Origin of the sequence: Solimonas marina (genome assembly GCF_012241385.1) — a bacterium.
In the GTDB taxonomy this organism is placed as follows: domain Bacteria; phylum Pseudomonadota; class Gammaproteobacteria; order Nevskiales; family Nevskiaceae; genus Solimonas; species Solimonas marina.
This window is the reverse complement of record NZ_JAAVXB010000002.1, coordinates 504,160-522,853: the sequence shown is the minus strand read 5'-3', so window position 1 is coordinate 522,853 and position 18,694 is coordinate 504,160. Positions and strand designations below refer to the sequence as shown.

Sequence of the window (18,694 nt, the reverse complement as noted above, 5' to 3'; positions counted from 1 at the left end):
GTTTGGAGCCGCACCGCCAATACAGCCTGAGGTTGCTGCCAGGAGCCTGGGCATTCATCGTCCTGGCGCTGCTGGCGGCCGCGCTGGCCGCCGGCTTGTGGCTGCCGCCACTGATGCTGCCGCATGCGATGCGGGTGATGATCGGGGCCAGCCTGTTGATCGCCATCGCGGCACTGTCTTTCGCGTTCACGCGCACCGCGCGACCGGCCTTCAGCGCGCTCGGGCTGTCGCTGCGCGATCTGGCGGCCGGCCGCCTCGAAGTCCGCGCGCCGCCCCACCTGCCGGGCCTGGCCGGCGATCTCGGCCGCGACCTCAACCGCCTGGCCCAACAATACGGCGAGCTGCGCGGCGACTTTGACGAGCGCGTCGCGCAGCAATCCGCACGACTCAAGCGCGAGCGTGACGAGTTCGCCGCGCAATGCCAGCAGCTGCGCGTCACCGCCGCCCGCGAGCAGGAGGAAATGCGCGCGCAGAGCGAGCGGCTGTCGAGCATGTCGCACGAGCTGCGCACGCCGCTGTCGGGCATCCTCGGCTACGCCGATCTGCTACGCCGCACCTCGCTCGACGCCGATCAGCTCGAACACCTGGATACGCTCGACAAGTCGGCGCGCGCGCTGCTGACGATGATCAACGACCTGCTCGACTGGAGCCGCATCGAAGCCGGTCGGCTCAAGCTCGAAGAGCTGCGCTTCGATCTCTACGACACCGTCGAAAGCACCATCGCCCTGCTCGCGCCGCTGGCCTACGAAAAGAACCTGGAGCTGGTGCGCATCGTCTATCACGACGTGCCGCGCGAGCTGCGCGGCGACAGCCAGCGCCTGCGGCAGATCCTGACCAATCTGCTGTCGAACGCCATCAAGTACACGCCCAAGGGCGCGGTCGTGCTGCGCGTAATGGGCGAGCGCGAGGAATCGGGCCGTAGCTGGCTGCGCTTCGCGGTCTCCGATACCGGCATCGGCATCGCCCCCGAGCAACGCGAGCGCCTGTTCCAGCCGTTTCGCCAGATCGGCGGCACGCAGGTCGGCAGCAGCGGTCTGGGCCTGTCGATTTCGCGCAAGCTCGCCGAGCTGATGGGCGGCGAGATCAGCCTCGAGAGCGAGCTTGGCAAGGGCTCGACATTCAGTGTCTTGCTGCCGTTCAAGCTGATCGCCGCCGCCGAATCGGCGCCGCAGGAAGACGAGCCGCTCGGCAGCCACCGCGTCTGGCTCTATGAACCGCATCAGGCGGCGCGCCTGGCGTGGATGCACTGGCTCGAATTCTGGGGCCTGACGGTCGACAGCTTCGAATCGGCCGAAGCGCTGTCCGAGGCGCTGTTCAACACCGCCGGCGAACGCCGTCCGGCGCTGGTCATGCTCGGTCTGGCGCCGCTTGACGTCGATACGCCCGTAATCCAGGAGCTGCTGCAGCGCGAACGCGGCACCACAGCGATGGTCGTGCTCGTCAACTCGGTCGCGCCGCCCTTGCTCGAACACGTGCGCCGCAGCGGCGCCAGCCTCTGCCATCCGAAGTCGGTGACGCGTCGGCGCCTGTATCAGGATCTGGCGCGACTGCTGCGCATCAATGCCGGCGCCACGCTGCCGCTCGAAGGCCAGCAAGCCTTGATCGCCGACAACAACGCCGCCAATCGCCGTTATCTGGCGATGCTGTGTACGCATCTGGGCCTGGCAACCACAGAGGTTGCCGATGGTCGCGAGGCCTTCGATCGCTGGCTCGCGCAGCGACAGCCGATCGTGCTGCTCGACGCCCACATGCCGGAGCTGGACGGCCCCGGCTGCGCCAAACGCATTCGCGAAACCGAGAAAGGCGGCGAACGCTGCCGCATTCTCGCGATCAGCGCCCACCTCGACCCCGAGGAGCGGCAGGCGTTCATCGACGCCGGCGCCGACGCGGTGCTGATCAAGCCCTTCGACGACAGCCAGCTGCTCGCGGCACTGGAACCGAGCACGCGCCGTCAGGTGCACGCCGCGGCACGACTGGCGCGCGACCCGGAGCTGCTGTCGCTGCTGCGCGAGGAGCTGCCGCTGCAGTTCGCTGAACTGCAGAAGGCCTTCGACGGCGGCAAGCTCGAAGCGGCGCGCGAGGCCGCGCATACGCTGCGCGGTACCGCAGCCTTCTATCATCTGGCGCAGCTGCGTCAGACCACCTCGGCCGTCGAAGACTGGCTGCGCAGCACCGACCGCCTGCAGGACGGCCCCACGGCGCGGCGCGCGCTCGACGGCGTGCGCCGCGCCGTCGACGAAACCCTGTCGGCGATGCAGGAAGACGCCTAAGCGCCAGCGCGGCGGCGTTGCACCTGGCGGTGCCGCGCCTGGCACCCGCATCACGCCACATTCAGTCCGCCTTCATTGCGAATTGCCGGATCGGCGCAGCGCACGAAACTTCGTGCGTCAATCTAGAGTCGTTTGAGAACACACCGGCATCGGTGGCCGCAGCGCGGCGCCGGCGTCGCCATGAACTGAACGCATCGCGAAGGAGCCGAGATGAATCGCAATCGACAACTCGTCCGTCACCTGATCGAAGTGGCCAAGGACGGTGCACGCTTTTACGACGACGCCCTGCGCCACGTCGACGATCCCAATTTGCGCGCGACCTTCGAGGAGATGGCGGTCGCCAAACGCGAGCTGATCACCGGTCTGTCGGCACGCCTGCGCAGCGACGGCGTGGCACCGCCCATGCACGGGACCGTCACCGGCGCAGTACACAAGGTCTGCACTGACGTTGCCGCGCGGCTGTCGCCGCACCGCGAGGCGCAGATTTATGTTGCACAGCTCGAACGCGTCGAACAGCGACTCGTCGATGAGGTACGCGGCGCGATCACCGACACCGACGACCCGATGGTGCGGCACACGCTGGAAGCCTATTGGCCGCGCGTCGCACAGTCGCGCACCTGCATGCGCGAGCTGAAGCACTCGATGATGGCGCTGGCCGCCTGACACACTTGCCACGGAAGACCGACATGAATGCAGCCAGACTGTGGGACCTGATCGACGACGTCGAGGTGGCGATGATGACGACCAGCGGGCCATTCGGTGAATTGATGAGCCGGCCGCTGGTTGCGGCACGCGTCGATCACGCCGACGGCACCCTGTGGTTCTTCACGTCCACGCAGTCGCCGAAAGTCGCGCAGCTGCAGCGCGAGCAGCACGTCAACCTCGCGTACGCGACGCCGGAGCGACAAATCTACGTGTCGGTCTGCGGCCTCGCCTCGCTGAGCCGCGATGCCGACGCCCTCGATCGTCTGTGGTCGCCGGCCTACCACACCTGGTTTGCCGACGGCCGCGACGATCCGCATCTGGCACTGGTCTGCGTGCGGGTCGCGAGCGCGCAGTACTGGTCGCACGACAACGGCTGGGTCGCGACCACGATCGGTGCGCAACGGGTCCTGCCGCCGGCCGCCCAGGCCGCGATCGCCGCGACCATCCCGGTCCGCTGAGGCTCAGCTGCGCGGGCTGCGCCGACGCACGGTGGTCGGCGACGGCGGCGCGCGTTCCAGCACCACGTAGGCGCTGACCATGCCGCCGTCGTCGCTGAGCGAAATGTGCGCGGCACCGATGTTCTGACGCTTCATGCGCGCCTTCATGACGCGATCGAAGACCAGCACCGGACGGCCGTTGGCCTCGCGCACGACGCCGACTTCCTTCCAGCCGATGCCGTCGAAGCCGGTGCCCAGCGCCTTGACGAAGGCTTCCTTGGCGGCCCAACACATCGCCAACGCCCGCGCGCGGTTCTTGCGCGTGCGAACCTCGCGCTGCTCCTGCGCACAGAGCAGACGCGTCAACAGCTTGTCGCCATGCTTTTCGAGCAGCTTCTCCATGCGCTCGACGCGCAGGATGTCGATGCCGATGCCGTGCAGGGCCGCCGTCATCGGGGGGCTCGTGTCCGCCGTCACGTGCGCTGGCCGTTCAGCGCCCGCGGCCATCGTCGATCGCGCGGCGCATCTCGGCAATCGCCGTCGGCAGACCCACGAACAGCGAGCGCGCCACCAGGCTGTGGCCGATGTTGAGCTCGACGACCTCGCGGATCGCCGCGATCGACCCGACGTTGTCGGTCGTCAGACCATGGCCGGCGTGAACTTCGAAACCGGCCTTGTGCGCGGCGCGCGCGAATGCCGTAATGCGACGCAATTCGAGCGCCTGCTGCGGTCCCTGGTTGTCGGCATAGCGGCCCGTGTGAATTTCCAGATGCGGCGCACCGGTGGCGATCGCCGCCTTGAGCTGACGCGCGTCGGCGTCGATGAACAAGGCCGTGGCGATACCGGCCTTGGCCAGCTGCGCACAGGCTGCAGCGACCGCGTCGAGCTGACCGGCGACATCGAGCCCGCCTTCGGTCGTCAGCTCCTCGCGCTTCTCCGGCACCAGGCAGACATACGCCGGCTTCAGGCGGCAGGCCAGCGCCACCATCTCCGGCGTCACCGCCATTTCCAGATTGATCTGTGCGCGATGGCGCTTGACCAGCGCCACGACGTCGCGATCCTGGATATGACGCCGATCCTCGCGCAGATGCACGGTAATGCTGGCAGCGCCGGCGGCCAGCGCCAGCGTGCCGGCCTCGACCGGGTCCGGATACGGCGTGCCACGCGCCTGACGCACGGTCGCGACGTGATCGACGTTGACGCCGAGACGCAGCGGCGGCTTGCTGCGTCGCGCGCTCATTCAGGGCGGCGGCGCGATGCCGCGGAAAGACGGTTCGATGCCATGCGGATGAAGTCCGGCGCTTTATGAGTCGGGGATTTTATCGGCTTTGCTGCGCATCTCGCGCAGCAGCCGCGGCGTTTCCAGCGATCGGCCGCCGAGCAGCGGCGCGATCGCATCGCGCAGCAGGCGCCGCGCGTCGCCGCGCTCGCTCGCGTTGGCGAAGTGCTCGTCGCGCAGCGCGGCAAGACTGGCGCCGGCATAACTGCCCGGCTCCGGGCCTGGCACCGGACGCGCACCGCGCTCGCCGTCGTAGCGGTAGTGCGCTTGCGGGTCGATCCCGTCCGGCAGCAACAGTCCGTAGCCGAGTTCGGCCAGCAACGTCTTCTCGAAGATACGCAGCGCGTCCTGCGCCAGTTCGGCATCGTCCGGCAGCTGCTGCAGCGCCAGCGCGTAGGCCTCGAACAACGGCGGGTGCGGGTCGGCACGCGCGACCAGACGTATCAGAAGCTCGTTGAGATACCAACCGAAGAAGACGCGCTCGCCGCTCAGCGGCAACGGCGGCCCAACCGCCTCGGCGCCTTGCAGTGTGCCCAAATCGCCGCCCCCCGCCCAGCCGAGCAACAGCGGCGTGAACGGCTGCAGTACACCGCGCAGCTTGGATTTCGGTCCCCGCGCGCCGCGTGCCACGAGGCCAACGCGACCGTATTGGCGCGTATACGCTTCGAGCAACAGGCTGCTGTCCTGGTAGGGCCGGCGGTTCAGCAAATAGGCCGGCTCCAGCGTCACGCGCTCACGCATCAGCGGCTCCGGCTAGCGGCCATCGGACCGGGTTTCGCGCGGCCTATTCGCCCGTCAGGCCGAATTGCTTGAGCGCCTTCAGGTCGTCGCTCCAGTTCTCGCGCACGCGGCACCAGAGCTTGAGAAAGACCTTGCGCCCCATCAGGCGTTCAAGATCGCGGCGCGCGGACGTGCCGACCTGCTTGAGGGTGATGCCCTCTTCGCCGATGACGATCTTCTTCTGCCCTTCGCGCTCGACCCAGATCACCGCCTCGATGCGGTCGAGCTTGCCTTCGCGCTCGAAATGCTCGACGGAAACAGTCAGCGAATACGGCAGCTCCTGGTGCAGGTTGCGCGTCAGCTTCTCGCGGACGATCTCGGACACCAAGAAGCTGTCGTCGTAGCCGACGATCTGGTCTTCCGGATACAGCGGCGGGCCGTCCGGCAAGCGCGAGAACAGCTCGCTGAGCAACGCATCGGTATTGTTGCGCTTGAGCGCCGACAGCGGCACGACGAACGCGAAATCGCGCAGGCCGGCGAGCCGCTGCAGTTCCGGCAGCAGTGCCGATTTGTCTTCGATGCGGTCGATCTTGTTGACGACCAGGCCAATCGGCACGTCGAGGCCTTCGAGACGGCGCAGCACGGCCTGATCCTCGTCACTCCAACGACGCGCCTCGATGACGAAGACCAGTAGGTCGACGTCGTGGAAGCTCGCCATCGCCTGCTCGTTCATCGCCCGATTCAGACGCCGTGTCTCGCGATGATGCAGACCCGGCGTGTCGACGAAGACGATCTGCCCATCTTCACGATTGACGACGCCCTGAATACGGTGCCGGGTGGTCTGTGGCTTGTGCGAGACGATGCTGACCTTGCGCCCAACCAGTGCATTGAGCAACGAGCTTTTACCGACGTTGGGCCGCCCGACGATCGAAACGATGCCGCTATGCACGGTAGCTCCCTGGTTCCCGCCGCCGCGGCCCAACGTCGGAAAAAGCACCGACGCGTTCATCTGCGCAAGCGCCGAGCGCTTGCGGGGCGGACCGCCCGACGATCGAAACGATGCCGCTATGCACGATGAATCCTCATGTCGCAGCGCAGCGCCCGGACGCCCGAGGCGGCGCCGTGGGCGGGTACTGCTGGGGTGGCGACGATGCGTTTATGCATGTGCCGATTGTAGGGTCTGCAGCAGCTGCTGTGCGGCGTCCTGCTCGGCACCGCGGCGGCTGCTGCCGTGCGCTTCCGAGACCTCATCGCTGTCATCGAGCCAGGCACGCACATGAAAGCGCCGGCGGTGCGGCGGGCCGCTCTCGTCGATCACCTCATAGCGCGGCAGGGGCCGCCCACGCGCTTGCAACCATTCCTGCAGCCGGGTCTTGGCGTCCTTCAGGCTGTCCGGGTCCGGCAGGTCGCTGAGCAGCGCCGAAAACAGGTGCTCGCAGACCTGCCGAGCGGCGGCGAAGCCGCCATCCAGATAAACCGCGCCCAACACCGCTTCGAAGGCGTCGGCAAGGATCGAATCGCGGCGATAGCCGCCGGATTTGAGCTCGCTCTCGCCCAGTGTCAGGACGTCGCTGAGCGACAGCTCGCGAGCCAGTCGCGCGAGCGTCTCCTCGCGAACCAGGCTGGCACGCAGACGCGACAACGCGCCCTCTTCGGCGCGCACGCGCAAGCGATACAGCAAATCGGCGATGACGAAGTTGACGAGCGCATCCCCGAGAAATTCGAGGCGCTCGTTGTTGACGTAGCCCACGCTGCGATGGGTCAGGGCCTGCCGCAGCAGCTGCGCCTCGACAAAGTGGTAGCCGAGGCGCTGTTCCAGCTGTTCGATCTCGCGCGTCAAGACGAAGCGGAACCCGTCAACGGTACGTCGTCGGAGAACTCGATGACGACATAGATGTTGTAGAACAGATGTGCCCGCGCCTCGTAGTCATAGCTCAGCGAGCGGCCACGCTCGTCGCGGACGATGCTGACGTCGCGCGGCGACAGCGTGTCGATGCTGTCGATGTCCCAGTACTTCTGCAGTTCGCGACGCAGCGAGATGACGTCGGCGCGACCATTCTCCGGGTCGGCTGCAGTCTTGTGCACGGCCGACGCGATCTTCATCTGGTTGAGGTACAGCGGCATCGTCTTGACCGCGACGATGGCGATGAATCCGATCACGGCCAGCAGGCACAGCATGCCGAACCAGCCCAGGCCTTTCTGGCGACGCATCGAATACATGGCGCTGTCCTCTCCCCGTGGATGCCCGCTAGCTTAGTGGATGCCCTTGCCGATGCGCGAGAAGACCACCCGGTCGTTCTCCGAATCCCAGGACATCCAGATCATGAAGGCCTTACCGATCAAGTTCTTCTCGGGCACCGTGCCCCAACGACGGCTGTCGTCCGAGCCGTCGCGGTTATCGCCCATCGCGAAGTACTCGCCCGGCGGCACGATGAACTCGAAGTCGTCGGCCGGACGATCAGGATTGACGAGGATCTTGTGGTCCACCTTGCCCAGGTGCTCATCCATGCGATAGACGACGCCCGGCGGCGGCAGGCCCGGCGCGGTGTAGGCACCGTCGGCATCGAGCGTCGCCGGCTCGCCGTTGATGAACAGCTGCTTGTTGCGATAGACGATGTGATCGCCGGGGATGCCGACGATGCGCTTGATGAAGTCCTTGGACGGGTCGACCGGCCAGCGGAACACCACCACGTCACCGCGCTTGGGCTCGCCCATCTTGATGAACTTGTAGTGGAACACCGGATCGCGGAAGCCGTACGCGAACTTGTTGACGAGGATGAAGTCGCCAACCAGCAGCGTCGGAATCATCGAGCCGGACGGGATGCGGAACGGCTCGGCAACGAACGAGCGCAGCATCAGCACGACGAAGATCACCGGGAAGAACGACCGGCAGAAGTCGACGAACGCGCCCGGTTTGTCGACCGCGTCGACGCCCAGACTCGCGCGGCGGCGGGGGCCGAGCCAGACCTTGTCGAGCAGCCAGACGATGCCCGTGAAGAGCGTCAGAACCGTCAGGATGACGGCAAAGTCCCACTGGATGGCGTGCATGCCGAATCCTCGAGTATGTTCGAAAGCCTATTTCTTTTTGTCGACGCCGAGCACCGCCAGGAAGGCTTCCTGCGGAATCTCGACGGAACCCACCTGCTTCATGCGCTTCTTGCCCTCTTTCTGCTTTTCGAGGAGCTTGCGCTTGCGCGACGCGTCGCCACCGTAGCACTTGGCGGTCACGTCCTTGCGCAGCGCCTTGACGGTGCTGCGCGCAATGATCTTGGCGCCGATCGCAGCCTGGATGGCGATGTCGAACATCTGCCGATGAATGACGTCCTGCATGCGCTCGCAGAGGTCACGGCCACGCGGATAGGCGTTGTCGCGGTGGACGATGGTCGCCAGCGCATCGACCTTGTCGCCGTTGACCAGCACGTCGAGCTTGACCAGATCGGCGGCCTGGAAACGCACGAATTCGTATTCGAACGACGCATAGCCGCGCGACACGCTCTTCAGGCGGTCGAAGAAGTCGAGCACGACTTCGGCCATCGGCATTTCGACTTCCATCTGCACCTGGCTGCCGAGGTAGCGCAGGTTCTTCTGCACGCCGCGCTTTTCCATGCACAGCTGCATGACGGGGCCGACGCAGCTTTGCGGCATCAGCACGCGGGCCGAAATGATCGGCTCGCGCAGCTCGTCGATCGAACCGGGCTCTGGCAGTTCAGCCGGATTATCGACCTTGACGACATCGCCGTCGGTCCTCAGCACCTCGTAGACCACCGACGGCGCCGTGGTGATCAGGTTGAGGTTGTACTCGCGCTCCAGACGCTCCTGCACGATGTCCATGTGCAGCATGCCGAGGAAGCCGACGCGAAAGCCGAAGCCCAGTGCCGTTGAATTCTCCGGCTCGAACTGCAGCGCCGAATCGTTGAGGCGCAGCTTCTGCAGCGACTCGCGGAAATCCTCGAAGTCGTCGGCGTCGACCGGGAACATGCCGGCGAACACACGCGGCTGCACGGTGCGGAAGCCCGGCAACGCTTCGAGCCCCGCCGGATTACCGGCGGCCGTCAGTGTGTCGCCGACCGGCGCGCCGAAGATGTCCTTGATGCCGGCGACGATGAAGCCCACCTCGCCGCACTGCAGCTCGTCCTTGAACAAGCGCTTCGGCGCATTGACGCCGAGCATGGTGATTTCGTGGTCGCGGCCAGTCGACATCACGCGAATCTTCTGGCCCTTCTTCACCGAGCCGCTGGTGACACGCACGAGCGAGACGACACCGAGGTAGTTGTCGAACCACGAATCGACGATCAGCGCCTGTAGCGGGCCGTCCGGGTTGCCCTTCGGCGGCGGCAGGCGCAGCACCACTTCCTCGAGCACGTCGGCAACGCCGAGGCCGGTCTTGGCCGAGACCTTCAGCGCGTCGGCCGCGGAAATGCCGATGACCTGCTCGATCTCCTCGCGCACGCGATCCGGCTCGGCGTTCTGCAAGTCGATCTTGTTGAGGACCGGAATCACCTCGAGGTTCTGGTCCAGCGCCGTGTAGCAGTTCGCCACCGACTGCGCCTCGACGCCCTGCGAGGCGTCGACCACCAGCAGCGCCCCTTCGCAGGCTTCCAGGGAGCGGCTGACCTCGTAGCTGAAGTCGACGTGTCCCGGCGTGTCGATCAGATTGAACTGATAGCGCTCGCCGTTCCTAGCCGTGTAGTGCAGCTGCACCGACTGCGCCTTGATGGTGATGCCGCGTTCGCGCTCGATCGGATTGTTGTCGAGCACCTGCGCCTGCATCTCGCGTTCTTCGAGACCACCGGTCAGCTGGATGAAACGGTCCGCGAGCGTCGACTTGCCGTGGTCGATATGCGCGATGATGCAGAAATTGCGGATGTGATCGAGACGCACGAAGAAATCAGGTCGAAAAAAGGAATTTGTGCTGCACGGTCTGCGCCGCACCAGGCGGCCGGCAGTCCGTGGAACTGAGGCCCCACCAAGCGGCACCGGCCGTGACATGGATGTCAATCAAGTCGCGCAGTATACCGTCAGGCCGCCCTCAGCTGCGCAAATTTCGCTCGAAGGCGACCGCGTCGAAGCGCCCCTCGGCCAGCACCCGACCGTCGGCAGCGAGCAGCACCGGAATCCGCTGCCCGTAGCGCATGCGCCATTCGCCGCGGCTGTCGACGTCGGCGTGCCGCAAGACCACCTCCGCGCCGACATGTTCGCGCAGCGCCGCCTCGAACTCCTCGCACAGGTGGCAGTCCTGGCGCGACAACAGCATCCAGTTCTGACCGACCTCGCTCACGCCCACACCTCAGCTGTCGTTCGACGAGCCCGGCACATCGAGCATCAGGAACAAGGGCGAGCCGCGACGCTGCACGAGGACCTGCACGGTCGCACCTGGCGTCAGTCGCGACACGACCGTGGCCAGGCGGTCCGGGCTGTCGATTTCCTGGCCGGAGATCTGCAGCAACACGTCGCCGGCTCGAATGCCGGCGCGCGCCGCCGGGCCGTTGCCGACCGACGTCACCAGCACACCGCCACTGATGACCTGGGCGTGACTGCGTTCGCTGCTGTCCATGGCGCGCACGACCAGCCCCAAGGGACCGACCGGCGGCGGCTTCGGCGCATCCTGCAACTGCTGATCGGCATCGCCGTCGGCACCCGGCGCCAGCGCGCCGACGTCGACCTTGATGGTGATGGTCTTGCCGTCACGCAGCAGCTTCAGCGTCGCCAGCTGGCCGGGGTCGGTGATACCGACCATCGGCGGCAAGGCCACCGAGTTCGGCAGTTCCTTGCCGTCGTAGCTCAGAATGATGTCGCCGGCGCGCACGCCGGAGCGCGACGCCGGGCTGTCCGGCACCACGCGCGCCACCAGCGCACCACCCGGCTTGTCCATGTGCGCCTGTTGCGCCATGTCGCGGTCGACTTCCTGGACGACGACGCCAAGCCAGCCACGCGTCACGCGGCCCTGATCCTTGAGCTGGCGCGCGACCTTGGCAACGATGTCGATCGGAATCGAGAACGACAGGCCCTGGTAGCCGCCGGACTGCGAGTAGATCTGAGAGTTCATGCCGATCACCTCGCCCGCCAGATTGAATAGCGGCCCGCCGGAATTGCCCGGGTTGATCGCCACGTCGGTCTGGATGAACGGTACGTACTGCTCGGTGATCAGCGCCCGGCCCTTGGCCGAGATGATGCCGGCGGTGACCGAATAGTCGAAGCCGAACGGCGAGCCGATCGCCAGCGCCCACTGCCCCGGCCGCAGCTTGCTGGTGTCGGCCAGCTTGACCGCCGGCAGGTCGCCGGCCTTGATCTTCAGCAGCGCGACATCGGTCGCCTCGTCGCTACCGACCACCTGCGCCGTGTACTGGCGGCGGTCGAGCAGACGCACGATCACTTCCTTGGCGTCGCGCACCACGTGGTAGTTGGTCACGATGTAGCCGTCGCCCCACAGCACGAAGCCGGAACCCAGCGACTGTGGCCCCGGCGGCAGGTCGGCCGGACCGCCATCGCCGTCGTCGCCACCGTCGTCCTGCGAGTCGTCGGGATGTTCCTGCAGGAAGCGCTTGAACCACTCCGGCGCGTCCTTCAGGTCATCGTCGCTGTTACTTTGCGTCTGCGCCGAAGCGTCGCTGACCGGCGGATCGGCCGGGACCGTGCTGATGTTGACGACCGAGGGCGACACACGCTCGACCAGATCGGCAAAGTCCGGCAGCACCGCGCCCGCAGACGCCGGATGTTCACGCTGGCAGGCAGCAAGGCTGAGCAGGAGACAGACTGCGGTGAGCCGCAGAACGGCGGCAAGCTTCATCGGGAACTCCGGCGCTACGGAGGCAGCGCGCAACTCGGCGGATTTCAACGGATTTCGCGCCGGAATTCAAACCGCCGGCGGAGCGCGGCGGTGCTTCAGTGCGGCTCGGGCGGGGCAGCGGGAGCGGTCGCGTCGATTGCCGGCGCGTCAGCGGCCTGCACGCTTTCGCCAATCTGCCGCACCGTCTCCGACGGCGCTTCACCGACCACAGTGATATGCACCGTGCCGGAAATGCGGCCATAGGCGTTGAGCGCGCCGATCTGCGAAAAACCCTGGAAGGCGGTCTGTGACGGCACACGACGCCGCGCCGTGAACACCGAAATCGCTGACAGGCCGTCCGACAGCAGCATGTGCTCGACGATGCCCTGACCGTCGGCGGTCGGCCGCACCTCGCGCATCGACACGTGATAGCCCGGCGGCAGATTGGCGATCTGCTGGTCGGCCTGGGTGTCGACCGCGAACGGCTGCGGTTCCGGCACGACGCGCGTCACCTTCTGGAACTTGCTCGGGTCGAGCTCGGTTTTCAGAGCGCTGTCCGGGATCGCCTTCGGAAACTCGATCTCCGTGAACATCAACTGTTCGAGCAAATGGTTGCCGCCTGCGATCAGGTTGACCTTGACCGGCACCGCGGTCTCGGCATCGGCCCAGATCTCGTAGCCATAGCGATACTGATCGCGCGGCGCGATCGTGATGCCACGGCACTTGCGGCCAGCGATGCGCGCCTCACCGATGTCGCGGAAATCGTAGTAGCGCGAAATCTGCGCGACGCGCTCCGGCGTCAGGCCGGGGAACAGCGCCTTGGGCGTCGGCAGTTCAAGCGTGACCTTGCGGTCCTTGGGCAGCAGGCAGATGACCTCGTTGCCCTTCTTGAGAATCTCGCGCGGCGCGCCGGTCAGCGTCTGCACGCGTTCGACTTCGCCGTCCTGCTTGCGGTAACGATGCACGACCCGCATCGTCTCCAGCCGGTCATGCGTCTGGTAGACAATGACGCCCTGGTAGTTCTGGGTGCGGGCGGCCTCGCTCATCTTGGCCAGCCAATCCGCAGGATCGGCCGCAGTTGCCGCCAGACTCCAGCCGGCGGCGAGGAGTCCGAGTGCCGCGCGATAGCGCATTACGGGTTCCCGTTGCTCGTCAGGTTGGTCGGCTCAGCAAAGGCTTCGTCGTCAGTGTGAGCCGCGAAGCGCGCGTACGACAGCGCACCGCCGACGCCGCGATCGGCGAGGCTGTTGCTGTGTTCGATCATGTAGTTGCGCAGGTCGTCGTCCATCTGCGCGGCCGGCGACTCAATGGCGCCTTCCTCGCCGGCAGCACCGCTGACCATGGCCACGTCGTGAATGCCGGACGCCTGGGTCGGCGACCCGCCGGTCGCGGCCGCGGTCAGCGCCGCGCCTTGGCCGGTCGTGCCGGCCGGGCCGAAGTTCATGCCCAGCGTCAGCGCCACGGCGGCCACCGAGGCCGCGGCAGCCAGACCACCGGTCGTACGCCAGACCACCGTGCGGCGGCGACGCGACGCCAGTTCGACCACCTTCGGGTTGGCCGCCTCGGGGGCCGCGCCGATACCGGCCATCACAGCCGCGCTGATGTCGATCTGCGTCACGCTGACGCGCTGCTGTGCGGCGCGTGCGATCTGCATCCGGCGCCAGCGCGCCTTGAGTTCCGGCTGGCGGTCCAGTTCGGCAAGCAGTGCGTCGAGCTCCCGGTCGGAGCACTCGCCGTCGTGCAGCGCGGACAGTGTTTCTTGGATCATGCCTGACACCTGGAAAATCTGAATATACCCTGAACCCTAAAAACTGGAAAAAGTTCCGTTACATCGACAAACGGTCGCCAGCGTCACTCACCCAGCAACGGCTTGAGGACCGCATCGATCGCCTCGCGGGCCCGGAAGATACGGGATCGGACCGTTCCGATCGGGCATTCCATGACCTCGGCGATTTCCTCGTAAGACAAGCCCTCGAGCTCCCGCAGCGTAATGGCGCGGCGCAGATCCGGGGGCAGCTTGGCGATCGTGTCGGCTACAGCGTTACGGATTTCCTCCGTCAACAGCGACGCTTCGGGCGTCTCCACGTCACTTAGATGCTCGGTATGGCCATACAGTTCCGCATCAGCGATATCGATATCCTGATCGGCCGGCCGGCGCGAGCGTGAGACGATGTAATTCTTGGCGGTATTGATGCCGATACGGTACAGCCAGGTGTAGAACGCCGACTGGCCGCGAAAGCCGTTGAGGGCCCGGTAGGCGCGGATGAAGGTTTCCTGGGCGACGTCCGGCGCGTCACCGTCGCCGACCAGGCGACTGACCAGTTGCACGATCTTGTGCTGGTACTTGCGCACGAGCAGCTCGAACGCGCGCTGATCGCCTTCCTGCGCGCGCACCACCAGCTGTTCGTCAGAAACCGTATCGCTCATGCGTCGACGCGGCTTCGCTCACGCGAAAAACCGCTACACTCCCACCTCGAGATCCAAGCCAGACTCTGCCCGGACATCCGCCGCGGCGGACAGCGTCGCTGCCCGGTCCGGATTGGTGCCCCGACTCGAAAACAAAGTCGCACATTGTACTCATCCGGCGCCCCGAACGCTTCATGAACGAAACCGAAGTTCTGGTCATCGGCAGCGGTGCCGCCGGCCTGTCCTGCGCGCTGCGCCTGGCCAAAGCCGGTCATCGCGTCGTCGTCGTGTCCAAGACCAGCCTCAAGTCCGGCAGCACCCTGTGGGCGCAGGGCGGCATCTCCGCCGTCATCGACGATGATGACTCGCTGGAAAACCACATCCAGGACACCTTGGTCGCCGGCGCCGGGCTGTGCCGCGAAAGCGCGGTGCGCTTCACCGTCGAAGGCGGCCCGGTCGGCATCGACTGGCTGCTCGAACAGGGCGTGGTCTTCACGCAGGAAGACGGCGAAGGCCGCGGCCGGCGCCTGCACCTGACGCGCGAAGGCGGCCACAGCCATCGCCGCGTCGTGCACGCCGCCGACGCTACCGGGCGCGCCGTCGAAACCACGCTGGCGGCACTGGCCGCCGCGCACCCGAACATTCTGATCCGCGAATACTGCAGCGCCATCGACCTGATCGTCGACCGCAAGGGCGAAACACCCGGCCGCGTGCTCGGCGCCTACCTTTACGACATTCCGCGCGGCCGGGTCAGCACCTGGGCAGCCAAGGCCGTGGTGCTGGCCTGTGGCGGCGCCAACCAGGTCTATCTGTATTCGAGCAACCCGCACGGCGCGTCCGGCGACGGCATCGCCATGGCATGGCGCGCCGGCTGCCGCATCGCCAACATGGAATTCATGCAATTCCATCCGACCACGCTGTTTCATCGCGACACGCGCAACTTCCTGATCTCGGAAGCGCTGCGCGGCGAAGGTGCGACATTGCGGCTGGTCAACCCGGACGGCAGCGCCGGCGAACGCTTCATGCCGCGCTTCGATCCGCGCGCCGAACTGGCGCCGCGCGACATCGTCGCACGCGCGATCGACCACGAAATGAAGCGCCTCGGCCTGCGTCATGTGTTTCTCGACATCACGCACAAGCCGGCCCACTTCATCGAGGAGCACTTTCCCAGCATTCACGCGCACTGTCTGGCGCTGGGCCTGGATATCCGCACGCAGCCGATTCCGGTTGTGCCGTCGGCGCACTTCACCTGCGGCGGCGTGCTGACCGACCTGAATGCGCGCACCGATGTCGACGGGCTTTACGCGATCGGCGAGGTCGCCTGCACCGGCCTGCACGGCGCCAACCGCCTGGCGTCGAATTCGCTGCTCGAATGCGTGGTGTTTGGCAAGGCCGCCGCCGAAGATCTGATCGCCAGCCTGCCAGCGCGCGAAATGCCGCAGGAACTCAAGCCTTGGGACGAAAGCCGCGTCACCGACTCCGACGAAGATGTCGTGGTCAGCCACAACTGGCTGGAACTGCGCACCTTCATGTGGGACTACGTCGGCATCGTGCGCACCACCAAGCGCCTCGAGCGCGCCCTGCACCGCGTGCAGTTGCTGGCGCGCGAGATTCAGGATTACTACGGCAACTACCGCGTCAGCGCCGACCTGATCGAACTACGCAATCTGGTGGTCTGCGCCGATTTGATCATTCGCTCGGCGCTCTCGCGCCGCGAATCGCGCGGCCTGCACTACACGCTGGACTACCCGCAGATGCTCGATCAGGTCGCGCCGACCGTCCTGCCCGGCCGCGCCTGAGCGCGCGGCTCAGCTGGCGCCGAGCCGGAACATCTGCTCGTAGACGAAGACCCGCACCGCCAGCTGCGAACTCGCGTCCAGCGCGTCGAATTCCAGGCCGTAACGATGCACGGCGCCCGATTCGTCGCCGTCGGCCGTCGCCACATTGCGGATGCGGCCGAACACCGCGATCGGCAATGCGTCCATGCGCTCGACCGGCAAGCGCGCACTGAGCCCCACCCGCTCACCGGCTTCGGCGATCGCCTCCGTGCTTTCGATCATCGCACCGCCAGCACTGAGATCGACAAGGCGCACCTCGACCGCGCGATGCTCGCTACCCGGTCGAATCACCGTCACCGTCGCCGCCAGTTGCACCGGCACGCGGTACGCCTTGCGCACGGTGACGCGGCGGAACTGGTCCGGATAACTCAGATGCAGATATGCATAGGGATGCAGGCAAACGCGCAGCACCGAACAGCTGAACGCGACCGCCTGATTGCCGGCAAAGGCCCGCGCCGTCAGCACCCGACCCTCGCGAACCACGACCAGCTTGCCGTCGGCCATCGGCGCCGTGACGATGATGCTGCCGCCAGGCAACCAGCCGATGATCTTCACGTAGTAGCGCCGGTCCAGTTCGTCCTGCGCGAACTGCAACTGCAGCGCCTCGCCGCAACTCAGCTCCAGCGTTTCCTGCGCGTCGCTCATGCGCCACACTCCCCGATCGGGTCTGGGGACAGTGTACGCGAGGCCAACCAGCTTCCGGTCTGGCCTGGCTCAGGTCGACAGCAGGCGCGCGCGCAGACGACGCAAGGGTTCCGGCGCAGCGTCGGCGGACGTGATCAGCCGCGCATAGCGGCGCCCTGACGCTTCGCTGCGGAAGTTCAGCACCAACAGGCGGCGGTGAATCACGCTGCGCCCATCGAGCGTGGCGCGCGCTTCGCGGCCGCCAACGAAGATCGTCCACTGACCATCGGCGTGCCAAATGACGCGCTCGATCGCGCGCGGCCCATAGCCGAGCGCCGGATGCCGACGCAGCCAGAACCACGAGCCCGCGAATGCGGCGACCAGCACCAGCATCGGCCAGCCGCTCGGCATCGCGAACGGCAGCAGGCCGATGCAGACGATGTGCAGCACGAAGATCAGGCGCAGCGCGCGAAACGACGGCCGCAGCTTGAGATCGACAGTCGCCGCGAATTCGCCGGCCATGCGCGTCTTGCTCGTCGGGTCGGCGACGCGTCAGCGGTAGACGCGCAACTGCTCGATGATGACGGCGTAATCGTCGGGCACCGTGTCATAGCCCATGACCCAGGCCCAGATGTCCGGATCTTCGGCCAAGGTCACCAGACGCAGGAATTCGCCCTTCTCGTCCGCCGGCGCCTCGTGGAAACGGTGCGCGTAATAGCGCTCCATCAGCACGTCGAGTTCCTTCATGCCGCGCCGCAGCAGCCAGCGCAGGCGTCCTTCATCACTCACTTCACTTCTCCGCAAACACGAAGGCGGCCTTGCGGCCGCCCTCGGGAGCTTCATCAACGAACATCAGATGACGCGTTCCACCATCATCTTCTTGGTCTCGGCAATCGCCTTGGCCGGATTCAGACCCTTGGGGCAGGTCTGCGAACAGTTCATGATGGTATGGCAGCGATACAGCTTGAACGGATCCTCGAGCGCGTCGAGACGTTCGCCGGTCGCTTCGTCGCGCGAATCGACCAGCCAGCGGTAGGCCTGCAGCAGGATCGCCGGACCGAGATAACGGTCGCCGTTCCACCAGTAGCTCGGGCAGCTCGTCGAGCAGCACGCGCAGAGGATGCACTCGTAGAGGCCGTCGAGCTTGGCGCGGTCCTCTTCGGACTGCAGACGCTCGCGCGTCGGCGCCGCCGAATCGGTCTTCAGCCACGGCTCGATCGACGCCAGCTGCGCGTAGAAGTGCGTCAGGTCCGGCACCAGATCCTTGACCACCGGCATGTGCGGCAGCGGATAGATCTTGGCGTCGCCCTTGATGTCTTCGCAGGGCTTGATGCACGCCAGCGTGTTGGTGCCGTCGATGTTCATCGCGCACGAACCGCAGATGCCTTCGCGGCACGAGCGGCGGAACGTGACCGTCGAGTCGACCTCGTTCTTGATCTTGATCAGCGCGTCGAGAACCATCGGGCCGCAGGCGGCCATGTCGATCTCGTAGCTGTCGACGCGCGGGTTGCCGCCCGCTTCCGGATCGTAGCGATAGATCTTGAAGGTCTTCACGTCCTTCGCGCCGGCCGGCGCCTTGAAGGTCTTACCGGCCTTCTTGTCGATCTTCGAGTTCTGCGGCAGAGTCAATTGAGCCATGGCTGGGATCT

The 18,694-nt window shown here is 66.2% G+C and carries 21 protein-coding genes; 4 read left to right on the top strand and 17 right to left on the bottom strand.

The window, feature by feature from the left end:
- The first annotated feature begins 2 nt into the window (after window positions 1-2).
- The 3 genes from G7Y82_RS05705 to G7Y82_RS05695 all read left to right on the top strand — a co-directional run bounded on the left by G7Y82_RS05705 (window position 3) and on the right by G7Y82_RS05695 (window position 3,433).
- Complete coding sequence (locus G7Y82_RS05705) at window positions 3-2,270, top strand: hybrid sensor histidine kinase/response regulator (RefSeq protein WP_168147040.1); 2,268 nt, start codon at window positions 3-5, stop codon at window positions 2,268-2,270.
- A gap of 210 nt (window positions 2,271-2,480) precedes the next feature.
- A complete protein-coding gene (locus G7Y82_RS05700; RefSeq protein ID WP_168147039.1) occupies window positions 2,481-2,933 on the top strand; it encodes a PA2169 family four-helix-bundle protein in 453 nt (150 codons plus the stop codon).
- A gap of 23 nt (window positions 2,934-2,956) precedes the next feature.
- Window positions 2,957-3,433 (top strand): pyridoxamine 5'-phosphate oxidase family protein, encoded by a 477-nt coding sequence (locus tag G7Y82_RS05695; protein WP_168147038.1) that lies wholly within the window; start codon window positions 2,957-2,959, stop codon window positions 3,431-3,433.
- A 3-nt stretch (window positions 3,434-3,436) separates the two neighbouring features.
- Here G7Y82_RS05695 and acpS read toward each other — a convergent pair whose 3' ends face one another.
- From acpS to rpoE, 13 genes are all read right to left on the bottom strand, one after another.
- Window positions 3,437-3,865 carry a holo-ACP synthase gene (acpS, locus tag G7Y82_RS05690; RefSeq protein WP_168147037.1) on the bottom strand — a complete coding sequence of 143 codons (429 nt, stop codon included), beginning with the start codon at window positions 3,863-3,865 and terminating at the stop codon, window positions 3,437-3,439.
- 37 nt (window positions 3,866-3,902) lie between these two features.
- Complete coding sequence (locus tag G7Y82_RS05685; RefSeq protein WP_168147036.1) at window positions 3,903-4,652, bottom strand: pyridoxine 5'-phosphate synthase; 750 nt, start codon at window positions 4,650-4,652, stop codon at window positions 3,903-3,905.
- 63 nt (window positions 4,653-4,715) lie between these two features.
- On the bottom strand, window positions 4,716-5,432 hold the full coding sequence (gene recO / locus G7Y82_RS05680; protein ID WP_168147035.1) for a DNA repair protein RecO: 717 nt from the start codon (window positions 5,430-5,432) through the stop codon (window positions 4,716-4,718).
- Between the two features lie 43 nt (window positions 5,433-5,475).
- Window positions 5,476-6,420: a GTPase Era gene (gene era / locus G7Y82_RS05675; protein WP_168147034.1), complete on the bottom strand. Its 945-nt coding sequence runs from the start codon at window positions 6,418-6,420 to the stop codon at window positions 5,476-5,478.
- A gap of 147 nt (window positions 6,421-6,567) precedes the next feature.
- Entirely contained in the window at window positions 6,568-7,251 is a 684-nt protein-coding gene (gene rnc / locus G7Y82_RS05670; RefSeq protein WP_168147033.1) for a ribonuclease III, read from the bottom strand.
- The gene (locus G7Y82_RS05665) at window positions 7,248-7,631 is read right to left on the bottom strand and encodes a DUF4845 domain-containing protein (RefSeq protein WP_168147032.1); all 384 of its coding nucleotides are present in this window, start codon (window positions 7,629-7,631) and stop codon (window positions 7,248-7,250) included. Before G7Y82_RS05665 ends, rnc begins: the two co-directional genes overlap by 4 nt.
- 33 nt (window positions 7,632-7,664) lie before the next feature.
- Window positions 7,665-8,459, bottom strand: a complete 795-nt coding sequence (gene lepB / locus G7Y82_RS05660; protein WP_168147031.1) for a signal peptidase I — start codon at window positions 8,457-8,459, stop codon at window positions 7,665-7,667.
- 27 nt (window positions 8,460-8,486) lie between these two features.
- Complete coding sequence (gene lepA / locus G7Y82_RS05655; protein WP_366515616.1) at window positions 8,487-10,292, bottom strand: translation elongation factor 4; 1,806 nt, start codon at window positions 10,290-10,292, stop codon at window positions 8,487-8,489.
- A 148-nt stretch (window positions 10,293-10,440) separates the two neighbouring features.
- Window positions 10,441-10,689 (bottom strand): glutaredoxin family protein, encoded by a 249-nt coding sequence (locus G7Y82_RS05650; protein ID WP_168147029.1) that lies wholly within the window; start codon window positions 10,687-10,689, stop codon window positions 10,441-10,443.
- 9 nt (window positions 10,690-10,698) lie between these two features.
- Window positions 10,699-12,198, bottom strand: a complete 1,500-nt coding sequence (locus G7Y82_RS05645) for a Do family serine endopeptidase (protein WP_168147028.1) — start codon at window positions 12,196-12,198, stop codon at window positions 10,699-10,701.
- A gap of 95 nt (window positions 12,199-12,293) precedes the next feature.
- Entirely contained in the window at window positions 12,294-13,310 is a 1,017-nt protein-coding gene (locus tag G7Y82_RS05640) for a MucB/RseB C-terminal domain-containing protein (RefSeq protein ID WP_168147027.1), read from the bottom strand.
- Window positions 13,310-13,945 carry a sigma-E factor negative regulatory protein gene (locus G7Y82_RS05635; protein ID WP_168147026.1) on the bottom strand — a complete coding sequence of 212 codons (636 nt, stop codon included), beginning with the start codon at window positions 13,943-13,945 and terminating at the stop codon, window positions 13,310-13,312. Before G7Y82_RS05635 ends, G7Y82_RS05640 begins: the two co-directional genes overlap by 1 nt.
- Window positions 13,946-14,028: 83 nt before the next feature.
- The gene (rpoE, locus tag G7Y82_RS05630; protein ID WP_168147025.1) at window positions 14,029-14,604 is read right to left on the bottom strand and encodes an RNA polymerase sigma factor RpoE; all 576 of its coding nucleotides are present in this window, start codon (window positions 14,602-14,604) and stop codon (window positions 14,029-14,031) included.
- A 173-nt stretch (window positions 14,605-14,777) separates the two neighbouring features.
- On the opposite strand from rpoE, the gene nadB reads away from it, so the two are divergent.
- Complete coding sequence (gene nadB, locus G7Y82_RS05625; RefSeq protein ID WP_168147024.1) at window positions 14,778-16,382, top strand: L-aspartate oxidase; 1,605 nt, start codon at window positions 14,778-14,780, stop codon at window positions 16,380-16,382.
- A 9-nt stretch (window positions 16,383-16,391) separates the two neighbouring features.
- Here the strand turns inward: nadB and G7Y82_RS05620 are convergent, their stop codons facing one another.
- The 4 genes from G7Y82_RS05620 to G7Y82_RS05605 all read right to left on the bottom strand — a co-directional run bounded on the left by G7Y82_RS05620 (window position 16,392) and on the right by G7Y82_RS05605 (window position 18,683).
- Entirely contained in the window at window positions 16,392-17,066 is a 675-nt protein-coding gene (locus tag G7Y82_RS05620) for a flagellar brake protein (RefSeq protein WP_168147023.1), read from the bottom strand.
- Between the two features lie 69 nt (window positions 17,067-17,135).
- Window positions 17,136-17,567 carry a protein YgfX gene (locus tag G7Y82_RS05615; RefSeq protein WP_168147022.1) on the bottom strand — a complete coding sequence of 144 codons (432 nt, stop codon included), beginning with the start codon at window positions 17,565-17,567 and terminating at the stop codon, window positions 17,136-17,138.
- Between the two features lie 30 nt (window positions 17,568-17,597).
- Window positions 17,598-17,834 (bottom strand): FAD assembly factor SdhE, encoded by a 237-nt coding sequence (locus G7Y82_RS05610; RefSeq protein ID WP_366515615.1) that lies wholly within the window; start codon window positions 17,832-17,834, stop codon window positions 17,598-17,600.
- A gap of 63 nt (window positions 17,835-17,897) precedes the next feature.
- Window positions 17,898-18,683, bottom strand: coding sequence for a succinate dehydrogenase iron-sulfur subunit (locus tag G7Y82_RS05605; RefSeq protein WP_168147020.1), 786 nt, complete (start codon window positions 18,681-18,683; stop codon window positions 17,898-17,900).
- Window positions 18,684-18,694 lie beyond the last annotated feature (11 nt).

What these genes read in the sequence shown, in the direction of transcription:
- G7Y82_RS05615 (WP_168147022.1), bottom strand. Translation starts at nt 17,567, where the DNA reads ATGGCCGGCGAATTCGCGGCGACTGTCGATCTCAAGCTGCGGCCGTCG.
- G7Y82_RS05635 (WP_168147026.1), bottom strand. Translation starts at nt 13,945, where the DNA reads ATGATCCAAGAAACACTGTCCGCGCTGCACGACGGCGAGTGCTCCGAC.
- G7Y82_RS05685 (WP_168147036.1), bottom strand. Translation starts at nt 4,652, where the DNA reads ATGAGCGCGCGACGCAGCAAGCCGCCGCTGCGTCTCGGCGTCAACGTC.
- G7Y82_RS05605 (WP_168147020.1), bottom strand. Translation starts at nt 18,683, where the DNA reads ATGGCTCAATTGACTCTGCCGCAGAACTCGAAGATCGACAAGAAGGCC.
- G7Y82_RS05665 (WP_168147032.1), bottom strand. Translation starts at nt 7,631, where the DNA reads ATGTATTCGATGCGTCGCCAGAAAGGCCTGGGCTGGTTCGGCATGCTG.
- G7Y82_RS05620 (WP_168147023.1), bottom strand. Translation starts at nt 17,066, where the DNA reads ATGAGCGACGCGCAGGAAACGCTGGAGCTGAGTTGCGGCGAGGCGCTG.
- lepB (WP_168147031.1), bottom strand. Translation starts at nt 8,459, where the DNA reads ATGCACGCCATCCAGTGGGACTTTGCCGTCATCCTGACGGTTCTGACG.
- rpoE (WP_168147025.1), bottom strand. Translation starts at nt 14,604, where the DNA reads ATGAGCGATACGGTTTCTGACGAACAGCTGGTGGTGCGCGCGCAGGAA.
- era (WP_168147034.1), bottom strand. Translation starts at nt 6,420, where the DNA reads ATGAACGCGTCGGTGCTTTTTCCGACGTTGGGCCGCGGCGGCGGGAAC.
- nadB (WP_168147024.1), top strand. Translation starts at nt 14,778, where the DNA reads ATGAACGAAACCGAAGTTCTGGTCATCGGCAGCGGTGCCGCCGGCCTG.
- acpS (WP_168147037.1), bottom strand. Translation starts at nt 3,865, where the DNA reads ATGACGGCGGCCCTGCACGGCATCGGCATCGACATCCTGCGCGTCGAG.
- G7Y82_RS05640 (WP_168147027.1), bottom strand. Translation starts at nt 13,310, where the DNA reads ATGCGCTATCGCGCGGCACTCGGACTCCTCGCCGCCGGCTGGAGTCTG.
- G7Y82_RS05700 (WP_168147039.1), top strand. Translation starts at nt 2,481, where the DNA reads ATGAATCGCAATCGACAACTCGTCCGTCACCTGATCGAAGTGGCCAAG.
- G7Y82_RS05695 (WP_168147038.1), top strand. Translation starts at nt 2,957, where the DNA reads ATGAATGCAGCCAGACTGTGGGACCTGATCGACGACGTCGAGGTGGCG.
- G7Y82_RS05645 (WP_168147028.1), bottom strand. Translation starts at nt 12,198, where the DNA reads ATGAAGCTTGCCGCCGTTCTGCGGCTCACCGCAGTCTGTCTCCTGCTC.
- recO (WP_168147035.1), bottom strand. Translation starts at nt 5,432, where the DNA reads ATGCGTGAGCGCGTGACGCTGGAGCCGGCCTATTTGCTGAACCGCCGG.